Origin of the sequence: Salipiger sp. PrR002 (genome assembly GCF_010500775.1) — a bacterium.
Classification (GTDB): domain Bacteria; phylum Pseudomonadota; class Alphaproteobacteria; order Rhodobacterales; family Rhodobacteraceae; genus Salipiger.
Genome location: NZ_JAAGOU010000006.1, coordinates 1 through 16299, shown reverse-complemented (window position 1 = coordinate 16299; position 16299 = coordinate 1). Strand labels below are relative to the sequence as shown.

The 16299-nt window shown below is 66.5% G+C and carries 17 protein-coding genes; 12 read left to right on the top strand and 5 right to left on the bottom strand.

All coding sequences use genetic code 11. From position 1 onward, the window contains the following. Positions 1-38 precede the first annotated feature (38 nt). Complete coding sequence (pdxH, locus tag G0A00_RS07860) at positions 39-644, bottom strand: pyridoxamine 5'-phosphate oxidase (protein ID WP_164179527.1); 606 nt, start codon at positions 642-644, stop codon at positions 39-41. A gap of 129 nt (positions 645-773) precedes the next feature. Between pdxH and fabI the strand changes: the two genes are divergently transcribed. Both fabI and gpt read left to right on the top strand, forming a co-directional pair. After that, positions 774-1580: an enoyl-ACP reductase FabI gene (gene fabI, locus G0A00_RS07855; protein WP_164179526.1), complete on the top strand. Its 807-nt coding sequence runs from the start codon at positions 774-776 to the stop codon at positions 1578-1580. A gap of 51 nt (positions 1581-1631) precedes the next feature. After that, positions 1632-2141 (top strand): xanthine phosphoribosyltransferase, encoded by a 510-nt coding sequence (gene gpt, locus G0A00_RS07850; protein WP_164179853.1) that lies wholly within the window; start codon positions 1632-1634, stop codon positions 2139-2141. A 76-nt stretch (positions 2142-2217) separates the two neighbouring features. Here the strand turns inward: gpt and G0A00_RS07845 are convergent, their stop codons facing one another. Continuing rightward, entirely contained in the window at positions 2218-3099 is an 882-nt protein-coding gene (locus tag G0A00_RS07845; protein WP_164179524.1) for an NmrA family NAD(P)-binding protein, read from the bottom strand. 117 nt (positions 3100-3216) lie between these two features. Between G0A00_RS07845 and G0A00_RS07840 the strand changes: the two genes are divergently transcribed. The 5 genes from G0A00_RS07840 to G0A00_RS07820 all read left to right on the top strand — a co-directional run bounded on the left by G0A00_RS07840 (position 3217) and on the right by G0A00_RS07820 (position 9052). Beyond that, a complete protein-coding gene (locus G0A00_RS07840; RefSeq protein ID WP_164179523.1) occupies positions 3217-3645 on the top strand; it encodes a helix-turn-helix domain-containing protein in 429 nt (142 codons plus the stop codon). A gap of 63 nt (positions 3646-3708) precedes the next feature. After that, a complete protein-coding gene (locus G0A00_RS07835) occupies positions 3709-4935 on the top strand; it encodes an aminotransferase (RefSeq protein ID WP_164179522.1) in 1227 nt (408 codons plus the stop codon). Between the two features lie 37 nt (positions 4936-4972). Then, positions 4973-6820: a peptidyl-prolyl cis-trans isomerase gene (locus G0A00_RS07830; RefSeq protein WP_164179521.1), complete on the top strand. Its 1848-nt coding sequence runs from the start codon at positions 4973-4975 to the stop codon at positions 6818-6820. A 4-nt stretch (positions 6821-6824) separates the two neighbouring features. Continuing rightward, positions 6825-8339, top strand: a complete 1515-nt coding sequence (gene trpE, locus G0A00_RS07825; RefSeq protein WP_066100068.1) for an anthranilate synthase component I — start codon at positions 6825-6827, stop codon at positions 8337-8339. A gap of 122 nt (positions 8340-8461) precedes the next feature. Further along, positions 8462-9052 (top strand): 2-hydroxychromene-2-carboxylate isomerase, encoded by a 591-nt coding sequence (locus tag G0A00_RS07820; RefSeq protein ID WP_164179520.1) that lies wholly within the window; start codon positions 8462-8464, stop codon positions 9050-9052. Positions 9053-9096: 44 nt separating this feature from the next. Here G0A00_RS07820 and G0A00_RS07815 read toward each other — a convergent pair whose 3' ends face one another. Beyond that, positions 9097-9597 (bottom strand): superoxide dismutase family protein, encoded by a 501-nt coding sequence (locus G0A00_RS07815; RefSeq protein ID WP_164179519.1) that lies wholly within the window; start codon positions 9595-9597, stop codon positions 9097-9099. A gap of 192 nt (positions 9598-9789) precedes the next feature. On the opposite strand from G0A00_RS07815, the gene G0A00_RS07810 reads away from it, so the two are divergent. Both G0A00_RS07810 and bmt read left to right on the top strand, forming a co-directional pair. Continuing rightward, positions 9790-10863, top strand: coding sequence for a site-2 protease family protein (locus G0A00_RS07810; protein WP_164179518.1), 1074 nt, complete (start codon positions 9790-9792; stop codon positions 10861-10863). Between the two features lie 118 nt (positions 10864-10981). Beyond that, positions 10982-11992: a betaine--homocysteine S-methyltransferase gene (gene bmt, locus G0A00_RS07805; protein ID WP_164179517.1), complete on the top strand. Its 1011-nt coding sequence runs from the start codon at positions 10982-10984 to the stop codon at positions 11990-11992. Between the two features lie 109 nt (positions 11993-12101). Here bmt and G0A00_RS07800 read toward each other — a convergent pair whose 3' ends face one another. Then, complete coding sequence (locus G0A00_RS07800; RefSeq protein WP_164179515.1) at positions 12102-13187, bottom strand: PA0069 family radical SAM protein; 1086 nt, start codon at positions 13185-13187, stop codon at positions 12102-12104. Between the two features lie 151 nt (positions 13188-13338). Between G0A00_RS07800 and G0A00_RS07795 the strand changes: the two genes are divergently transcribed. The 3 genes from G0A00_RS07795 (at position 13339) to G0A00_RS07790 (ending at position 15061) form a co-directional block, all read left to right on the top strand. After that, the gene (locus tag G0A00_RS07795) at positions 13339-14037 is read left to right on the top strand and encodes a B12-binding domain-containing protein (protein WP_066100089.1); all 699 of its coding nucleotides are present in this window, start codon (positions 13339-13341) and stop codon (positions 14035-14037) included. A 138-nt stretch (positions 14038-14175) separates the two neighbouring features. After that, positions 14176-14349, top strand: coding sequence for a hypothetical protein (locus G0A00_RS26345; protein ID WP_193789500.1), 174 nt, complete (start codon positions 14176-14178; stop codon positions 14347-14349). A 124-nt stretch (positions 14350-14473) separates the two neighbouring features. Then, positions 14474-15061 (top strand): DUF1638 domain-containing protein, encoded by a 588-nt coding sequence (locus G0A00_RS07790; protein ID WP_368667677.1) that lies wholly within the window; start codon positions 14474-14476, stop codon positions 15059-15061. Between the two features lie 47 nt (positions 15062-15108). On the opposite strand, the gene G0A00_RS07785 is transcribed toward G0A00_RS07790, so the two are convergent. Continuing rightward, a partial coding sequence (locus G0A00_RS07785; RefSeq protein WP_164214198.1) for a divergent polysaccharide deacetylase family protein occupies positions 15109-16299 on the bottom strand: 1191 nt, incomplete at its 5' end.

The following is a 16299-nucleotide window of genomic DNA, read 5'->3' as shown; positions in this document are numbered from 1 at the left end:
GTATTCTCTGCGAAATTGCATTTCGCGTAACATGAAATTCAAGGATTTAATCTGGTCACTGTCCACTCATCCGAAACACTTGTGCGCCTCCAGACGAACCTGTCATGCAACCGGAACGCCCCATCGGCCCAAAATTCAACTTCAACGGGAGTGATGCGAAATCCCCCCCAATAATCAGGCCGCGGCGGGTTCGGCCCCTTCGTCGCCGTAATCTTGGCAACTTCCGCCATAAGTGCCGCTCGCGACGCAAGAGGCCGGGACTGTTTGGAAGCCCAGGCCCCGAGACGCGATTTGAGCGAACGAGACGCGTAATATGCATCCGCTTGCGGGCCGTCCTCCCTGTCGACAAATCCACGAACACGGATCTGACGCCGCAACGATTTCCAATGTAACACAAAAGCTGCCTTACCGCTGCCTAAAATTTCCTTAGATTTGGCACTTTCGTAGTTGGTGTAGAAAACAAAGGCACTCGCCTCGATTTCCTTGAGCAGAACCATGCGCACATTGGGCAGACCCTCCGCATCGACCGTCGACAGGGCGATGGCGTTGGGATCGTTGGGCTCGGTGCCCTCGGCCTCTTTCAGCCAGTTGCGTGCGATCTCGAAAGGGTCATCCCCTGCAAAGATTCCGGTCCGGTCGCTCATCTGCCTGTCTCCCTGTGCTGCCCGCTCTGTGCCGCCCGCTTTCTGACGTGGCGTCGCTCAAACCCTTGATGCGCCCCGGCCAATCGCCTAAAGGACACAAACAAAATCAATGCCGGGTAGAGGTGAGGGATGTCAAATACTCTGATGGCCGGAAAACGCGGCCTGATCATGGGTCTCGCCAATGACAAGTCGATTGCCTGGGGCATCGCGAAGAAACTGCGCGAGGCGGGGGCAGAGCTTGCCTTCTCCTACCAAGGGGACGCACTGAAAAAGCGGGTCGATCCGCTGGCCGAGCAGCTTGGCTCGAACATCGTGCTGCCTTGCGACGTGTCCGACGAGGCGTCGATCGACGCGCTCTTCGACAGCCTCAAGGAGAGCTGGGACAAGATCGACTTCGTGGTGCACGCGATCGGCTTTTCCGACAAGAACGAACTGCGTGGCCGCTACGTCGACACCAGCCGCGACAACTTCAAGCTGACCATGGATATCTCGGTCTACAGCTTCACCGCGGTGATGCAGCGCGCCGAGAAGATGATGACCGATGGCGGCTCCGCGCTGACGCTTACCTATTACGGTGCCGAGCGGATCATGCCCCATTACAACGTGATGGGCGTGGCCAAAGCGGCCCTCGAAGCCTCCGTGCGCTACCTCGCCGAAGACCTCGGCAAGGACGGCATCCGGGTCAACGCAATCTCCGCAGGTCCGATCAAGACGCTGGCCGCCTCGGGCATCGGCGATTTCCGCTACATCATGAAGTGGAATGAATATAACTCGCCCCTGCGCCGTAACGTGACCATTGACGACGTCGGCGGATCGGCGCTTTACCTGCTGTCTGATCTGGGCGCGGGCGTGACAGGCGAGACGCACCACGTGGACGCGGGCTATCATGTCGTGGGCATGAAGGCCGTCGACGCGCCCGACATCTCCAAGGGCTGAGCCCTTCACACCGACGACAGATATCCGCCAGGGAGTGCTCCCATGCCCGAGATGACCGACCGCCTGCCCCATGAAAAGGGCTTTCACGTAAGCTGGGACCAGCTGCACCGCGACAGCCGCGCGCTGGCGTGGCGGCTGCAAAGCCATGCCCCCGAAAGCGGTGGCGAATGGCGCGCCGTGGTGGCAATCACCCGCGGCGGCATGGCCCCCGCGATGATAATCGCGCGCGAGCTCAACATCCGCATGGTCGATACGATCTCGGTCAAGAGCTACAACCATCAGGATCAGTCCGAGCCGAAGGTCATCAAGTTCCCCGACATGGAGGTGATGGGCGACGGCGACGGCGTGCTGATCATCGACGATCTGGTCGACACCGGCCGCACGCTGGAAGTGGTGCGCAAACATCTGCCCAAGGCGCATGTGGCCACCGTCTACGCCAAGCCGATGGGCCGCCCGCAGGTCGACAGCTACATCACCGAGGTGAGCCAGGACACGTGGATCTTCTTCCCGTGGGATATGGCGCTACAATACGTCAAACCGTTCCACGGCACCGCGGACTGATCTTCGGGTCTTCCACATTGCAAAGGGGCGCTGCCATCACGGCGGCGCCCCTTTTCGTTTGTGCCTTTAGCGCCGGTTACGCGTCCAGTTTGACGCCCGCTTTCAGCGTCTCGCGCCACGGCGTGGTCGGGCGACCGATCAGCTGCGAGAGTGTCATGTCGTCGCTGTAGAGCCCGTCCTGAGCCGCGCCATTGTCGCTGTCGGCCAGCATATGCGCCACCGGAGCGGGCAGTCCCGCGCCTTCAAGCGCCGCGGCATAATCGGCCTCGCTCATGTTCACATAGGGGATCTCTTTGCCCGCGATCTCCGACAGCGCCGCGGCGAACTCGGTCAACGTGTAGCTGTCGTCGCCTGCCAGCTCATAGACCGTGCCGCGCGCCGGGGTCTCGCCGGTCAGCACCGCCACGGCCGCGGCCGCAAAATCTGCCCGTGCCGCCGAGGCGATGTGCCCGTCGCCCGCCGCACCGATCAGCGCCCCATGCTCCAGCGCGGCACCGGCGCCCATCACGTAGTTCTCGCTGTACCAGCCATTGCGCAGCAGCGCGTAGCGCAGACCCGAGGCGGCCAGCGCCTCTTCGGTCTCCACATGTTCGCCCGGCAGAACGGTCAGCGGCGAGCTCGTGGCGTTCAGGATCGAGGTATAGGCGATGAAGCCAACCCCGGCCTTTTCTGCCGCGGCGATCACATTGCCGTGCTGCTCCGCCCGCTTGCCGACCTCGCTGGAGGAGATGAGCAGCAGTTTGTCGACGCCCGCAAACGCCGCCTCCAGCGCCGCCGGATCGTCGTAACTGGCGACCCGCACCACAAGGCCCTGTGCCTCGAGCGCGGCGGCGGCCTCGGCCCGGCGCACCAGCGCGCCAATGCGTGCCTTCGGGGCCGCTGCGCGCAGGTGCTCCAGCACGAGGGCACCAAGCTGCCCGGTGGCGCCGGTGATCAGGTAATCAAGCTTCTCCGACATGGTCTTTCCTTTCTGTGCGCCCTGCCCGGTCCGATGCGATCTGGCGCAGGGTTCTGATTCGAGTTATGGTCTCTTTTTTAGACCTACTCGCTTGATCCCGGAAGGAGGCACATTCGCATGACAAGGTTACACGCAGGGAACCCTGATGCGGTGCGCGCCATGCTCGAAAGTATGGCCGCATGGACCGGCGCCCCCGAGGATGAGGCGCAATGCCCGGTGCGGGATGTGCTCGACCGGGTGGCGCAAAAGTGGACGCTGCTGATCCTCGTGGCGCTCGAACCCGCTCCAAAGCGATTTTCCCAATTGCAACGGCAGGTTGGAGACATTTCCAAACGTATGCTCACACAGACTCTGCGGCAGTTGGAGCGCGATGGCATGGTGTCGCGGCAGGTCTTTCCGACCAAGCCGCCATCGGTCGAATACGCGCTGACCGAGCTTGGCCGCTCGTCGCTGGCGCCGATTGGCGCGCTGCTGGTCTGGGCCGACAGCCACCATGGCGAGATCACCGCCGCCCGCGCCAGTTTCGACGCTGGGGAAGCCGCCTGAGACCTCTTCCCCCGGCTGCATGGCGCTGATAGCGTCCGCGCAGTTTTGAGGGAGAGACCAGACATGACCAAGCTCAGCCGCACCCAGACCACCTTCGCCCCGCCGGTGATGGAGGCGCGCCGCTGGCTCGATGGGGTCACCTTCCCGCCCGACCGTCCGCTGATCAACGTCAGTCAGGCCGCGCCGATCGACCCGCCGCCCGCACCGCTGGTGGCGGCGATGGCCGAGGCCCTGCAAGACCCGGCAACGCACCTTTACGGGCCGGTTCTGGGACTACCGGATTTGCGCGCGGAACTGGCAGCGCATTGGTCTGCGCATTATGGCGCAGAGGTTCGCCCAGAAAATGTCGCAATCACCGCGGGTTGCAACCAAGCCTTCGCAGCCAGCATTAGCGCGATCTGCGGTGAAGGGGACGAGGTTCTTCTGCCAACCCCTTGGTACTTCAACCATAAAATGTGGCTGGATATGGACGGTGTCACCACGGTGCCCCTGCCGACCGACGAACACCTCATTCCGCAGACCGAAACCGCCTCCTCGCTCATCACCGAAAGAACGCGCGCTATCGTGTTGGTTTCACCTAATAACCCCGGTGGCGCGGAATATCCCGCAGAGACCCTGCGCGCCTTCATGAAGCTGGCCAAGGCGCATGACCTCAAGCTGATCGTCGACGAGACCTACAAGGATTTCGACAGCCGCAGCGGCGCGCCGCATGATCTGCTGACCGACCCCGAGGACCGCGCGCATCTGATCCAGCTCTACAGTTTCTCCAAGGCTTACCGTCTGACCGGGCACCGCGTCGGCGCGGTGATCGCTTCTGAAGATCTGCTGCCAGAGATCGAGAAATTTCTCGACACTGTAACCATTTGCACGCCGCAGCTCGGGCAGCGCGCGGCGCTCTGGGGACTGCGGAACCTTGGCCAATGGGTGGCCAGAGAGCGCGATGAAATCCTCGACCGCCGCGCCGCCATCGCCGACAATATGCCCAAGCTGGAAGCCAAGGGCTGGAAGCTGCTCGGGCTTGGGGCCTATTTCGCCTATTTCGAGCATCCTTTCGAGGGCAGCTCTGCCGATCTGGCGCCGAAGCTGGTGCGCGAGGCAAGCGTGCTGACCCTGCCCGGCACGATGTTCATGCCCGCCTCTGACCCGCGCGGCGCGCGGCAGTTCCGCTTTGCCTTCGCCAATGTGAACCGGGCCGAGATCGGCACGCTCTTCGACCGGCTTGCCGCGCTCGACTGGCCGCAGGCCAACAAGGCCGAGAGGCCCCTTGCGAGCAAGGGCTTGGCCCAGTAAACCCCGACGCCAGAAACAGGACGAGCGAGAGGCAGCGATGGCACGCGGCAAGAGCAGTATCAGCAAGACCCTTGTATGGGGTCTCCTGATCCTCGTGGTGATGGGCTTCGGCGCCTTCGGCACGGTCAACTTCAGCGGCGGCGTAAGCGGCATCGGTTCGGTGGGCGACACCGATATCTCGACCACCGATTACACCCGCGCGCTGCAGAACGAGATGCGCGCGTTTGAGGCGCAGACCGGCCAGCCGATGACGCTGGATCAGGCGCAGCAGTTCGGCCTCGACCGGCAGGTGCTGGCGCAGGTGGTGACCGGCGCCGCGCTGGACGACGAGGCACAGCGCATCGGGCTTTCGGTCGGCGACGATCAGGTGGCCGAGGCGCTGAGCGAGATGCCGGCCTTCCAAGGACCGGACGGCAAGTTCAGCCGCGAAAGCTATGCCTACGCGCTGAAGAACGCCGGTCTGACCGAGGCCGAGTTCGAAACCGATCTGCGCCACGAGAGCGCCCGCAACCTGATCAACGCCGCGATCTACTCGGGCACCGCGCTGCCCGACACCTATGTCGACACGCTGCTTGGCTGGGCGGGCGAGACGCGCTCGTTCACTTGGGCGCGCATCGGCCGCGACGCGCTGGAGACCGGCCTGCCGGTGCCCTCCGATGACGAGCTGCAGGCATGGTACGACGATCACATCGATCAGTTCACCATGCCCGAGACCAAGGTCATCACCTACGCTTGGATCACGCCCGACATGATCGTCGACAGCGTCGAGCTGGATGATGCAGCGCTGCAGGCCGCCTATGACGAGCGCAGCGAAGAGTTCAACCTGCCCGAGCGTCGCCTGATCGAACGTCTGGTCTTTGGGGATGACGCCGAAGCGCAGGCGGCGATGGCGCGCATCACGTCGGGCGAGATCGACTTCGAAGGTCTGGTCGAAGAGCGCGGGCTGGAGCTGAGCGACACCGATATGGGCGATCTGACCGAAGACGCGCTTGGCGAGGCCGGTGCCGAAGTCTTCGCCGCCGGAAGCGGCGATGTCGTCGGCCCGCTGCCGTCGAACCTCGGCCCGGCGCTCTACCGGGTGAACGGTATCCTGCAGGCGCAGGAAACGCCCTTTGAGGAAGCCGTGCCGCAGCTGCGCGACGAGCTGGCGCTGGACCGCGCCCGCCGCGTGATCGAGGGAATGGCGCAAAGCCTCGACGACGAGCTTGCGGGCGGCGCGACGCTCGAAGAGCTTGCCGGTGACACCGATATGGAGCTTGGCCAGATCGAGTGGAACCAGCAGAGCGATCAGGGCATCGCGGGCTATGACGTGTTCCGCGAGGCCGCGCAGCAGGTCACCGAAGACGACTACCCGGCGATTGCCGAACTGGGCGATGGTGGCGTCTATGCCATGCGCCTTGACGAGATCCGCCCGCCCGCGCCGCGTCCCTTCGAGGAAGTGCGCGCCGAGGTTGCCGAAGGCTGGGACAAGGACAAGACCACCGAGATGCTGGTCGCGCAGGCCGAAGACCTCGCGCAGCAGATCAAGGACGGTGCCAGCTTCGAGGATCTGGGCCTCGAGCCGACCCGCGAAGAGCGGCTGACCCGCGACGCGCAGATCCCCGAGATGCCCGCCGCGCTGTTGCCCGCCGCCTTCGAGATGACCGAAGGCGAGACCCGCGCCCTGCCCGGCGACGGTGCCGCGCTGGTCATGCAGCTCGACGGGATCGCGCCGGTCGATCGCGACACGGATGCCTCCAAGCAGCTTGAAGGGCTGCTGCGTGACCGGGCCGCAAACAGCGTGGCGCAGGACCTCTTCCGCGCCTATGTCACCGACATTCAGGAGCGTGCCGGGGTCTCGATCGACCAGCAGGCGGTGAATGCCGTTCACACCAACTTCCGGTAAGCCAATGGTCACTCTCACGCCTTCCTACGAAGAGTTCGCCCGCGCCTATGAAGCGGGCGAAAACCAAGTCGTCTACACGCGGCTCGCCGCCGACCTCGACACGCCGGTGTCGCTGATGCTCAAGCTGACGGGGGCGGCCAAGGACGCCTTCATGCTGGAGTCGGTCACCGGCGGCGAGGTGCGCGGGCGCTACTCGATCATCGGCATGAAGCCCGACCTCGTGTGGAAATGCCACGGCCAGCAGGCGCGGCTGAACCGTCAGGCGCGCTTTGATCCCGAGGCCTTCGAGGAAGAAACCCTCGATCCGCTCGCCTCGCTGCGCGCGCTGATCGCCGAGAGCAAGATCGACCTGCCCGAGGATCTGCCGCAGGCCGCGGCGGGTCTTTTCGGCTACCTCGGCTATGACATGATCCGTCTGGTCGAGCGCCTGCCCAACGTGAACCCCGATCCGCTTGGCCTGCCCGACGCGGTGATGCTGCGCCCCTCGGTGGTGGCGGTGCTCGACGGGGTGAAGGGCGAGGTTACGGTCGTGGCCCCCGCTTGGGTGCAGTCGGGCCAGTCGGCGCGCGCCGCCTATGCGCAGGCCGCCGAACGGGTGATGGACGCGGTGCGCGATCTGGAACGCGCGCTGCCGCAGGCGGGCCGCGAGTTGGGCGAGGCGCGCGAGGTCGGTGAGCCGGTCTCGAACTTCACCCGCGAGAGCTATAAGGCCGCGGTCGAGAAGGCCAAGGATTACATCCGCGCGGGCGACATCTTTCAGGTGGTTCCGGCGCAGCGCTGGACGCAGGATTTCCCGCTGCCGCCCTTCTCGCTTTATCGCAGCCTGCGGCGTACCAACCCGTCGCCCTTCATGTTCTATTTCAACTTCGGCGGCTTTCAGGTGGTCGGCGCAAGCCCCGAGATCCTCGTGCGGGTCTTTGGCCGCGAGGTCACCATCCGCCCGATCGCTGGCACCCGCCCGCGCGGTGCCACCCCCGAGGAAGATCGCGCGCTCGAGGCCGATCTTCTGGCGGACAAGAAGGAACTGGCCGAGCACCTCATGCTGCTCGATCTGGGGCGTAACGACACCGGCAAGGTCTCGAAGATCGGCACCGTGCGCCCGACCGAGCAGTTCACCATCGAGCGCTACAGCCACGTGATGCACATCGTGTCGAACGTCGTGGGCGAGCTGGCCGAGGATCAGGACGCGCTGTCGGCCTTCTTTGCCGGGATGCCCGCAGGCACCGTCTCGGGTGCGCCCAAGGTGCGCGCGATGGAGATCATCGATGAGCTGGAGCCCGAAAAGCGCGGCGTCTATGCGGGCGGTGTGGGCTACTTCAGCGCGGGCGGCGACATGGACATGTGCATCGCCCTGCGCACCGCCATCGTGAAGGATGAAAAGCTCTACATTCAGGCGGGCGGCGGCGTGGTCTACGACAGCGACCCCGAGGCCGAGTATATGGAGACCGTCCACAAGTCGAACGCCATCCGCCGCGCGGCCGCCGACGCGGCCCGCTTCACCGGCTCGGGCAATGGCTGACACGGCTCCGGCCCTGTCCGCGTCAGCTGCGAGGCGGCGCGGACAGCCAGACTGAGCACTTGAAGCCGCGCCGAGATTTCCGCGCGGCTTTCTGTTAATCTCCTGAGCAAGGGGGATTTCGCATGACACCGATCGACTTCTGGTACTCCATCGGCAGCACCTACAGCTACCTGACCGTCATGCGCCTGCCTCAGCTGGCGGAAGCCGAAGGGGTTGAGGTCCGCTGGCATCCGTTCAACGTCCGCCACGTGATGGTCGCGCAGAACAACATCCCCTTTAAAGGCAAGCCGGAAAAGACCGCCTACATGTGGCGCGACATCGCGCGGCGGGCCGAGGGGTACGGGCTTTCGCCGAAGCTTCCGGCGCCCTATCCACTGGCGGGGCTGGTGCTGGCCAATGAGGTGGCCGAGCTCGGCATGCACGAGGGCTGGGGCATCGACTACACGAGCGCCACCTATCGGCGCTGGTTCGAACAAGGCGAGCCTGCGGGCGAGGCTCCGAACCTGCCTGAAAGCCTGCGCGAGATCGGTCAGGACCCCGAGCGGGTGATGGAGCGCGCCGGGTCAGAAGAAATCGTTCAGGCGCTCGCCAGCGCCACCGCCGATGCCATGACGCTGGGGGTGTTTGGCTCACCGAGCTTTCTGGTGGGACACGAGCTTTTCTGGGGCGATGACCGGCTCGAGGACGCCATCGCATGGGCTATGAGCCACTGACACGGCGCGCGCTGATCCGCACACCGCGTCAGATCAACCGTGGGTCAGTCCGCTTCAAACACACCGCAGGCCAGACGGCTGCCCGCATCGCCCGAGGGCTGGCTTTCGTAGTCATCCGGCCCCGCGTGCACGATGAAGGCCGAGCCATCGTCGTCCATCATCAGGCTTTCCACATCGAAATCGGGCAGGAAGGCCTCGACCGTCACCGCGCCATCGGCGGGCACATGCGCGTTCGGCAGATCACCCGGATGCGGCCCGCCTTCGACCATCACGCCATGCTCGGCATCTCCCGCGAGGTGGCCGCCCGCCGAGGTGAAATCGCTGGCCGAGCAATCGCCGGTCTCGTGGATGTGGATGCCATGCACGCCTTCCGGAAGGCCCTGCAGCTCGACGCTGGCATGCGCCATGCCCGAGGGGGTGTCGGTGACCGTCACGGTGCCAATGGCGCTGCCATCGGTGCCCGACAGCTGCGCGGTGGCGGTGGCGGCGGCAACCGGCGCGGCAGCGAGAGTGACAAGCGCGGTGGCTAGGGCAAATCGTTTCATGAAAATCTCCTCTGTGCGGCGCGATGCGCGCCTGCCTCAGAGAGCCAACGCGTAGCGCCAAACCCGGTTGCAGCATCGCGGCAAAAAACCGCGCGTGGCTGCGCCCTCTTCCGAAACAGGCGGAAATGATTAACTCTTCTGGGGAAGGCAGCGGCCACGGGTGCCGCCCGCCCAGCGAGAGAGGCTCTGCCCATGTCCTGGTCATTTCCCATCGGTCGCCTGTTCGGCTCGGAGCTGCGGGTGCATGCGACCTTCGTTCTGCTGCTGCTCTGGATCGGCGCGGCGGCGTGGTCGGTGGGCGGCGCGGCGGCGGCGGTGCAGAACATCCTCTTCATCCTCGCCCTCTTCGCCTGCGTCGTGGCGCATGAGTTCGGCCACGCGCTGACCGCCCGGCGCTTCGGCATCAAGACGCCCGATATCACGCTGCTGCCGATCGGTGGGCTGGCGCGGCTCGAGCGGATGCCCGAAAACCCGGTGCAAGAGATCCTCGTCGCGCTGGCCGGGCCCATGGTAAACGTGGTGATCTGGCTGGTGCTGGTGCTGCTTGGCGCCTCTTCGGGCTTCGGCGGGCTCGAAGGGCTTGGCACCGGCACCGGCGCCTTCCTCGGGCAGCTTGCGTCGATCAACCTCGCGCTGGCGCTGTTCAACATGATCCCCGCCTTTCCGATGGACGGAGGCCGCGTGCTGCGCGCCGTGCTGGCGCTGCGCATCGGACGGGTGAAGGCCACGCAGGCGGCGGCCACCACCGGGCAGATCCTCGCCTTTGGCCTTGCCTTCTGGGGGCTCAGCTCGGGCAATTTCATCCTGATCCTGATCGCCATCTTCGTGTTCTTCGCCGGACAGGCGGAAAGTCAGGACGTCGCGAGCCGCGCGGTGGCGCATGATCTTCTGGCGCGCGACGCGATGATCACCAGCTTTGAGGCGCTGCGCCCCGAGGACACGCTGGCGATGGCCGGGCAGACCCTGATCCGCACCACGCAGCACGAGTTTCCGGTGCTGGCCCCCGGCGGCGAGCTTGCGGGCTTTCTGACCCGCGATGCGCTGTTTCGCGGCATGGCCGAGGATCACGCGGCGCGGCAGGTTTCGGAGCTGATGACCGAAGTGCCGCAACTGCCCCTCGCCGCGCCGCTGCAATCGGTGCTGGACGCGCTGGCACAAGCGCCCGCCGTGGCGGTGATCGACGCGCAGAGCCGCGTTCTGGGCTATGTCACGCGCGAGAATGTGGGCGAGCTGATGGTGCTGCGCGGGCCCGGCATGACCGGCTGAGCGTTGCCGTCTCGCACAGGGAAAACCGGCTGATTGGCGCCGCCGCGACGGGAGGGATTGCGCCATGTGCCATGATGTGGAAAGCCCACGGCGGGGGAGAATTTCCAAGAGGCATACTATGACGAATGCGCTTTCCAAGCTGCTCGGCACGCGCGATTGGCTGCTTGCCGATGGCGCCACGGGCACCACGCTGTTCAACATGGGGCTTGCGCCAGGCGATGCGCCCGAACTGTGGAACGAGACGCAGCCGGGCAAGATCCGCGCCCTCTACCAAGGGGCGGTCGACGCGGGATCCGATATCTTTTTGACCAACTCTTTTGGGGCCAATGCCGCCCGGCTGAAGCTACATGACGCCGGGGGCCGTGCCCGCGCTCTCTCGCGCTGCGCCGCCGAACTGGGGCGTGAGGTGGCCGACGCCGCCGGGCGCCCGGTGGTGGTCGCCGGATCGGTCGGCCCCACGGGCGAGATCATGGAGCCGGTCGGCACGCTCAGCCACGCGCTGGCGGTTGAGATTTTCGAAGAGACCGCCGCCGGGCTGAAGGAAGGCGGCGCCGATGTGCTCTGGCTCGAGACCATCTCGGCGCCCGAAGAGGTCCGCGCCGCCGCCGAGGCCTTTGCCCGGCAGGACATGCCGTGGTGCGGCACCATGAGCTTTGACACCGCAGGGCGCACGATGATGGGGGTCACCTCGGCCGAGTTCGGGCGGCTGGTCGAGAGCCTGCCGAACCCGCCGCTGGCCTTTGGCGCCAATTGCGGCACTGGCGCGTCGGACCTTCTGCGCACGGTGCTGGGCTTTGCCGCCAGCGGCACCGAACGGCCGATCATCGCCAAGGGCAACGCCGGGATCCCGCGCTATGAGGACGGCCATATCCACTATGACGGCACGCCGGATCTGATGGCCGATTACGCGGTGATGGCGCGCGACGCCGGGGCGCGGATCATTGGCGGCTGCTGCGGCACGACGCCGGAGCACCTGCGCGCCATGCGCGCGGCGCTGGAAGAGCGCCCGCTGGGCCCGCGCCCGACGCTTGAGCAGATCGTCGCGGCGCTGGGTCCGTTCAGTTCCGAGAGCGACGGGCTGAGCGGCTCTGCCCCCGAGCGCGCGCGGCGCGGGCGTCGCCGGGGCTGACCGGCGCGGCTTTCGGGCGGCCAAGAATGCCGGTCAGACGGTGATCTTCTGCGCTTGCGAGCCGGTTCGGGTGGTGCGCTAGGCAACGTCCTTCGAAGAGATCTGGGTCTCAGAACAGGGACAGCTGATCACCGGCCCGGGGCGGCGCTCGGAACAGATCGCAGCGCAGCGCCGGCTGCGCCGCGTCCAGCCCGAGCCGCCGCACCGCCTTGTCGAACCGCTGCGCGATCAGCTGCGCATAGGTCCCCTCGCCGCGCATCCGGCTGTGCCAGCGCGCCGAATAGTCCTGCCCACCGTGCATCTCGCGCAGCCGCGCCATCACCCGCGCCGCGCGCCCCGGGTAATGCTCTTCCAGCCATGCGCGCCAGAGCGGCGCGACCTCGCGCGGCAGGCGCAGCATGATCCAGCTGGCGGCGCTCGCCCCGGCCTCGGCCCCGGCGGCAAGGATGCTCTCAAGCTCGGGGTCGGTCAGCGCGGGCACCATCGGCGAGGCCATAACCCGCACCGGGATGCCCGCCGCGCTCAGCCGCTGGATCGTCGCCAGCCGCCGCGCTGGCGCAGGCACCCGCGGCTCCATCCGGCGGGAAAGATCGGCGTCCAGCGTGGTGACCGAAATGCCGACCCGCACCAGCCCGCGCGCGGCCATATCCGACAGGATGTCGATGTCGCGCTCAATCAGCGTGCCCTTGGTGACGATCGCCACCGGGTGGTTGAACTCCGACAGCACCTCAAGGCAGGCGCGCATGATGCCCCGGTCGCGCTCGATCGGCTGGTAAGGGTCGGTGTTGGTGCCAATCGCCAGCGGCGCCACGTCGTAACCCTTTGCCCGCAGCTCGCGCGCCAGCACCTGCGGCGCCTCGGGCCGCGCCACCAGCCGCGTCTCGAAATCCAGCCCCGGCGAGAGGCCAAGATAGGCGTGACTGGGCCGGGCGAAACAGTAGATGCAACCATGTTCGCAGCCACGGTAGGGATTGATCGACCGGTCGAACGGCAAGTCGGGCGAGCGCACGCGGTTGATCATACTGCGCGGGCGTTCTTCCGAGACCTCGGTGCGCAGCGGCGGAAGATCTTCGGGAATGTCCCAGCCATCATGCGCATCGGCATAGGAATAGCGCTCGAACCGGCCGCTGTCGCGCGAGCCCGCACCGCGCCCCCTGCGGCGCTCTTTTTCGACGATGCGGGACATCTCGCTCATGGCGCCACGGTAGAACATAAAGTGAACATACGCAATCTCCCCGGCGCGCAGGTCGCCTCCGGGCCCGCCGGTGTCGCAATCGGCCATGAGCGGGCGCGCACCCGGGCGCAGGCTGGAAAGAAGTTGCAAGGCAGTTGCAAGGGAGGTGACCATGGCCGACGACGAGATCATTCTCTCGGAACTCGATGACGCCGAACTGGTCGAGCAGATGTTCGACGATCTCTACGACGGGATGAAGGAAGAGATCGAGGAAGGCGTGACCATTCTTCTGGATCGGGGCTGGGCACCCTACCGGGTGCTGACCGAGGCGCTGGTCGGCGGCATGAAGATCGTCGGCGAGGATTTCCGCGATGGCATTCTCTTCGTGCCCGAGGTGCTGCTGGCCGCCAATGCGATGAAGGGCGGCATGTCGATCCTCAAGCCGCTGCTGGCCGAGACCGGCGCGCCGACCATCGGCAAGATGGTGATCGGCACGGTCAAGGGCGACATCCACGACATCGGCAAGAACCTTGTGGCGATGATGATGGAGGGCGCGGGGTTCGAGGTGGTCGATCTGGGGATCAACAACGCCGTCGAGGCCTATCTCGAGGCGATGGCCACGGAAAAGCCCGACATCCTCGGCATGTCCGCGCTGCTCACCACCACGATGCCCTATATGAAGGTGGTGATCGACACGATGGTCGCCGAGGGGCTGCGCGACGATTACATCGTGCTGGTCGGCGGCGCGCCGCTGAACGAGGAATTTGGCCGTGCCATCGGGGCCGACGCCTATTGCCGCGATGCCGCCGTCGCCGTGGAAACCGCCAAGGAACTGGTCGCCCGCCGCCACAACCGCGCCCCCGCGCAATGAGCCCAGCCTTTGCGGCCCGCCCCCGGCCCCAGCGGCTCTGCCTGCCGGTCCGGCGCAGGAATGTGGCCGAATTTCGCTTTTGCCTTTGCTTTCACGGGGACAGGCCCCTATCTTTAGAGACAGGGAAAGGAGATGCCCATGCCGGTGACCACGCTTGTGACCCTTCTTATCGCGGTTCTCGCTTCTGCGGGGCTGACCGTGTGGGCCTTCGTCGCCTGGGGCGCCAGCAAGGTGATCCCGCTGCTTCTCGCCGTCGCGCTGCTGATCCGCTGGGGCATGTCCTCTGTGCCAGCAGATGACACCCGCGCCTGACTTCATCGGGCCTGACACTTCCGGTTCTGAGCCTTCTCAGGCCGACTTTTCTGTACCTGACACTTCTGGACCTGGCGCAGAGTTAAGGCCGCGCCGTGACGGGCCGCCCCCCGCGCCTGCCCGCATCCTGCTGATCGCCTGCGGCGCGCTGGCCCGCGAAATCCTCGACATCAAGGCGCAGGCCGCTGGCAGCTTGGACCATCTGGACCTGCGCTGCCTGCCCGCCGAGCTTCACAACACGCCGGACCGCATCCCCGAGGCCGTGCGCGCTGCCGTGGCGGCGCAGCGCGCGCAGTATGACGAGATCAAGCTGCTCTACGCCGATTGCGGCACCGGCGGGCGACTGCAGGCGCTGTGCGACGAGCTTGGCATCGAGATGCTGCAAGGCCCCCATTGCTATGCGTTTTTCGACGGCGTCGCGCGGTTCGAGGCACGGGGCGAGATGCGCAGTTTCTTCCTCACCGATTTCCTCGTGCGCCAGTTCGACGCTTTTGTCTGGCGTCCGCTCGGGCTCGACCGGCACCCGGATCTGCGCGAGATGTATTTCGGCCAGTACACCACGCTGGTGCATCTTGCGCAGACCGACGACCCGGCGCTTGCGGCGCTCGCCGAGACACACGCCGCCCGCCTTGGCCTCGCCTTCGAGCGGCGGCTGACCGGCTATGGCGATCTGCAGCGCGACCTCAGCCGCTGGGCGCGCGCCGAGGGCTGACGCGCTCCCAAGCCCGCCAGCCGCTCAATGCCCGTCAGGCGGAAAGATCAGCCGTCGTTCTGCTGGCGCTTCAGCAAGGCCGAGACCGGCACCAGCGCCACGCTGTTGGCGCGGTCCTGCAGCCCCCACAAGAGCAGCGCCGAGACCGTGTCGGCGCGCAGACGGCCCAGCATCACCACGCCCTCTTCCTGACGCGCCTTGAAGGCGGCCTGATCGAGGAACCGGCGCATCACCCGCGGGTCCTGCCCCTTGCCGTCGAAGTCCCGGAACACGGTCAGCGCCGGAACGCCCTCGCGGCGCGCCAGCGCCTCGGCGGTGTTGAGCCCATTGGCCATCAGCAGCAGCCCATGGCCGGTATCGCGCAGGAACTGCGCCGCCTGCGTGCCGATTTCGCGGCTTTGATGCAGGCCCAGATCCGGCCCTTCGAGCACGCCGATGGCCTCGGGGACCGCGCCAAGCGCGCCTTCGAGTGCGACCTCGGTATCGGCGGGCGTGGCATTCTCGGGCAGGTCGGACAGAGCCAGCACCTCGAACCCGCGCGCGCGATAGGCCGCCGCGGCCGCCGCGGCATCGGGATGGTCCGCCGAGATCGCAAAGCTCACCGGGAAGGGGAACGCCTCGACCGCCTCCGGCCCAAGCGGCCCGCTGCCGTCATCAATCAAGACAATCGACAGCGCGGGCTCGCCGGCGGGAAGATCCGTGGCGGCCGCATAACGATAGAGCGGGCTGTCCTGCGGCGCGGGGGCTGTGGTGTCCGGTACTTCTTCGGCGTCCGAGACCACCGGCAGGCGGCTTTGCGGCACCGCGCCTTCGCGCCCTACCAGCGTGTCGGCGGGCGTGCCAATGGCCGGGCGCTCCTCTTGCGGCGCGGGCTCGGAGGTTTCGCTGCGCTCCGGGGTCAGCACGGTGACGCGGGGCTTTTCCGGCTCTGCCTCGGGCAGCGGAGATTTGTCCATTTCGGGTGCTTCCGAAACAGCGTCGGGGGCCGGTTCCGGCTCTGCCGCCAGCCCGCTGTCCTCTGCCGGTTGCGGCGGTTGGGCCGGGTCGGTGGAAACGGCGGGCTGCGCTTCGGCCAGCGGTGCCTCGGGCGGCAGCGTCGGAAGCCCCGGCTGCACTGGAGCATCGCCGCCCACGGCCAGCCGCGCGGCCTCGGAGGTGCCGGGGGCGTCGGGGGCCTGCGGCGCGGGAATGGGCTCGGGCCGCTGCGAGGGCTGGGTGTCGGGCGCGCTGCCCTCGGC

What these genes read in the sequence shown, in the direction of transcription:
- pdxH (WP_164179527.1), bottom strand. Translation starts at nt 644, where the DNA reads ATGAGCGACCGGACCGGAATCTTTGCAGGGGATGACCCTTTCGAGATC.
- trpE (WP_066100068.1), top strand. Translation starts at nt 6,825, where the DNA reads ATGGTCACTCTCACGCCTTCCTACGAAGAGTTCGCCCGCGCCTATGAA.
- G0A00_RS07830 (WP_164179521.1), top strand. Translation starts at nt 4,973, where the DNA reads ATGGCACGCGGCAAGAGCAGTATCAGCAAGACCCTTGTATGGGGTCTC.
- fabI (WP_164179526.1), top strand. Translation starts at nt 774, where the DNA reads ATGTCAAATACTCTGATGGCCGGAAAACGCGGCCTGATCATGGGTCTC.
- G0A00_RS07820 (WP_164179520.1), top strand. Translation starts at nt 8,462, where the DNA reads ATGACACCGATCGACTTCTGGTACTCCATCGGCAGCACCTACAGCTAC.
- gpt (WP_164179853.1), top strand. Translation starts at nt 1,632, where the DNA reads ATGACCGACCGCCTGCCCCATGAAAAGGGCTTTCACGTAAGCTGGGAC.
- G0A00_RS07815 (WP_164179519.1), bottom strand. Translation starts at nt 9,597, where the DNA reads ATGAAACGATTTGCCCTAGCCACCGCGCTTGTCACTCTCGCTGCCGCG.
- G0A00_RS26345 (WP_193789500.1), top strand. Translation starts at nt 14,176, where the DNA reads ATGCCGGTGACCACGCTTGTGACCCTTCTTATCGCGGTTCTCGCTTCT.
- G0A00_RS07800 (WP_164179515.1), bottom strand. Translation starts at nt 13,187, where the DNA reads ATGAGCGAGATGTCCCGCATCGTCGAAAAAGAGCGCCGCAGGGGGCGC.
- G0A00_RS07835 (WP_164179522.1), top strand. Translation starts at nt 3,709, where the DNA reads ATGACCAAGCTCAGCCGCACCCAGACCACCTTCGCCCCGCCGGTGATG.
- G0A00_RS07795 (WP_066100089.1), top strand. Translation starts at nt 13,339, where the DNA reads ATGGCCGACGACGAGATCATTCTCTCGGAACTCGATGACGCCGAACTG.
- G0A00_RS07810 (WP_164179518.1), top strand. Translation starts at nt 9,790, where the DNA reads ATGTCCTGGTCATTTCCCATCGGTCGCCTGTTCGGCTCGGAGCTGCGG.
- bmt (WP_164179517.1), top strand. Translation starts at nt 10,982, where the DNA reads ATGACGAATGCGCTTTCCAAGCTGCTCGGCACGCGCGATTGGCTGCTT.
- G0A00_RS07840 (WP_164179523.1), top strand. Translation starts at nt 3,217, where the DNA reads ATGACAAGGTTACACGCAGGGAACCCTGATGCGGTGCGCGCCATGCTC.
- G0A00_RS07845 (WP_164179524.1), bottom strand. Translation starts at nt 3,099, where the DNA reads ATGTCGGAGAAGCTTGATTACCTGATCACCGGCGCCACCGGGCAGCTT.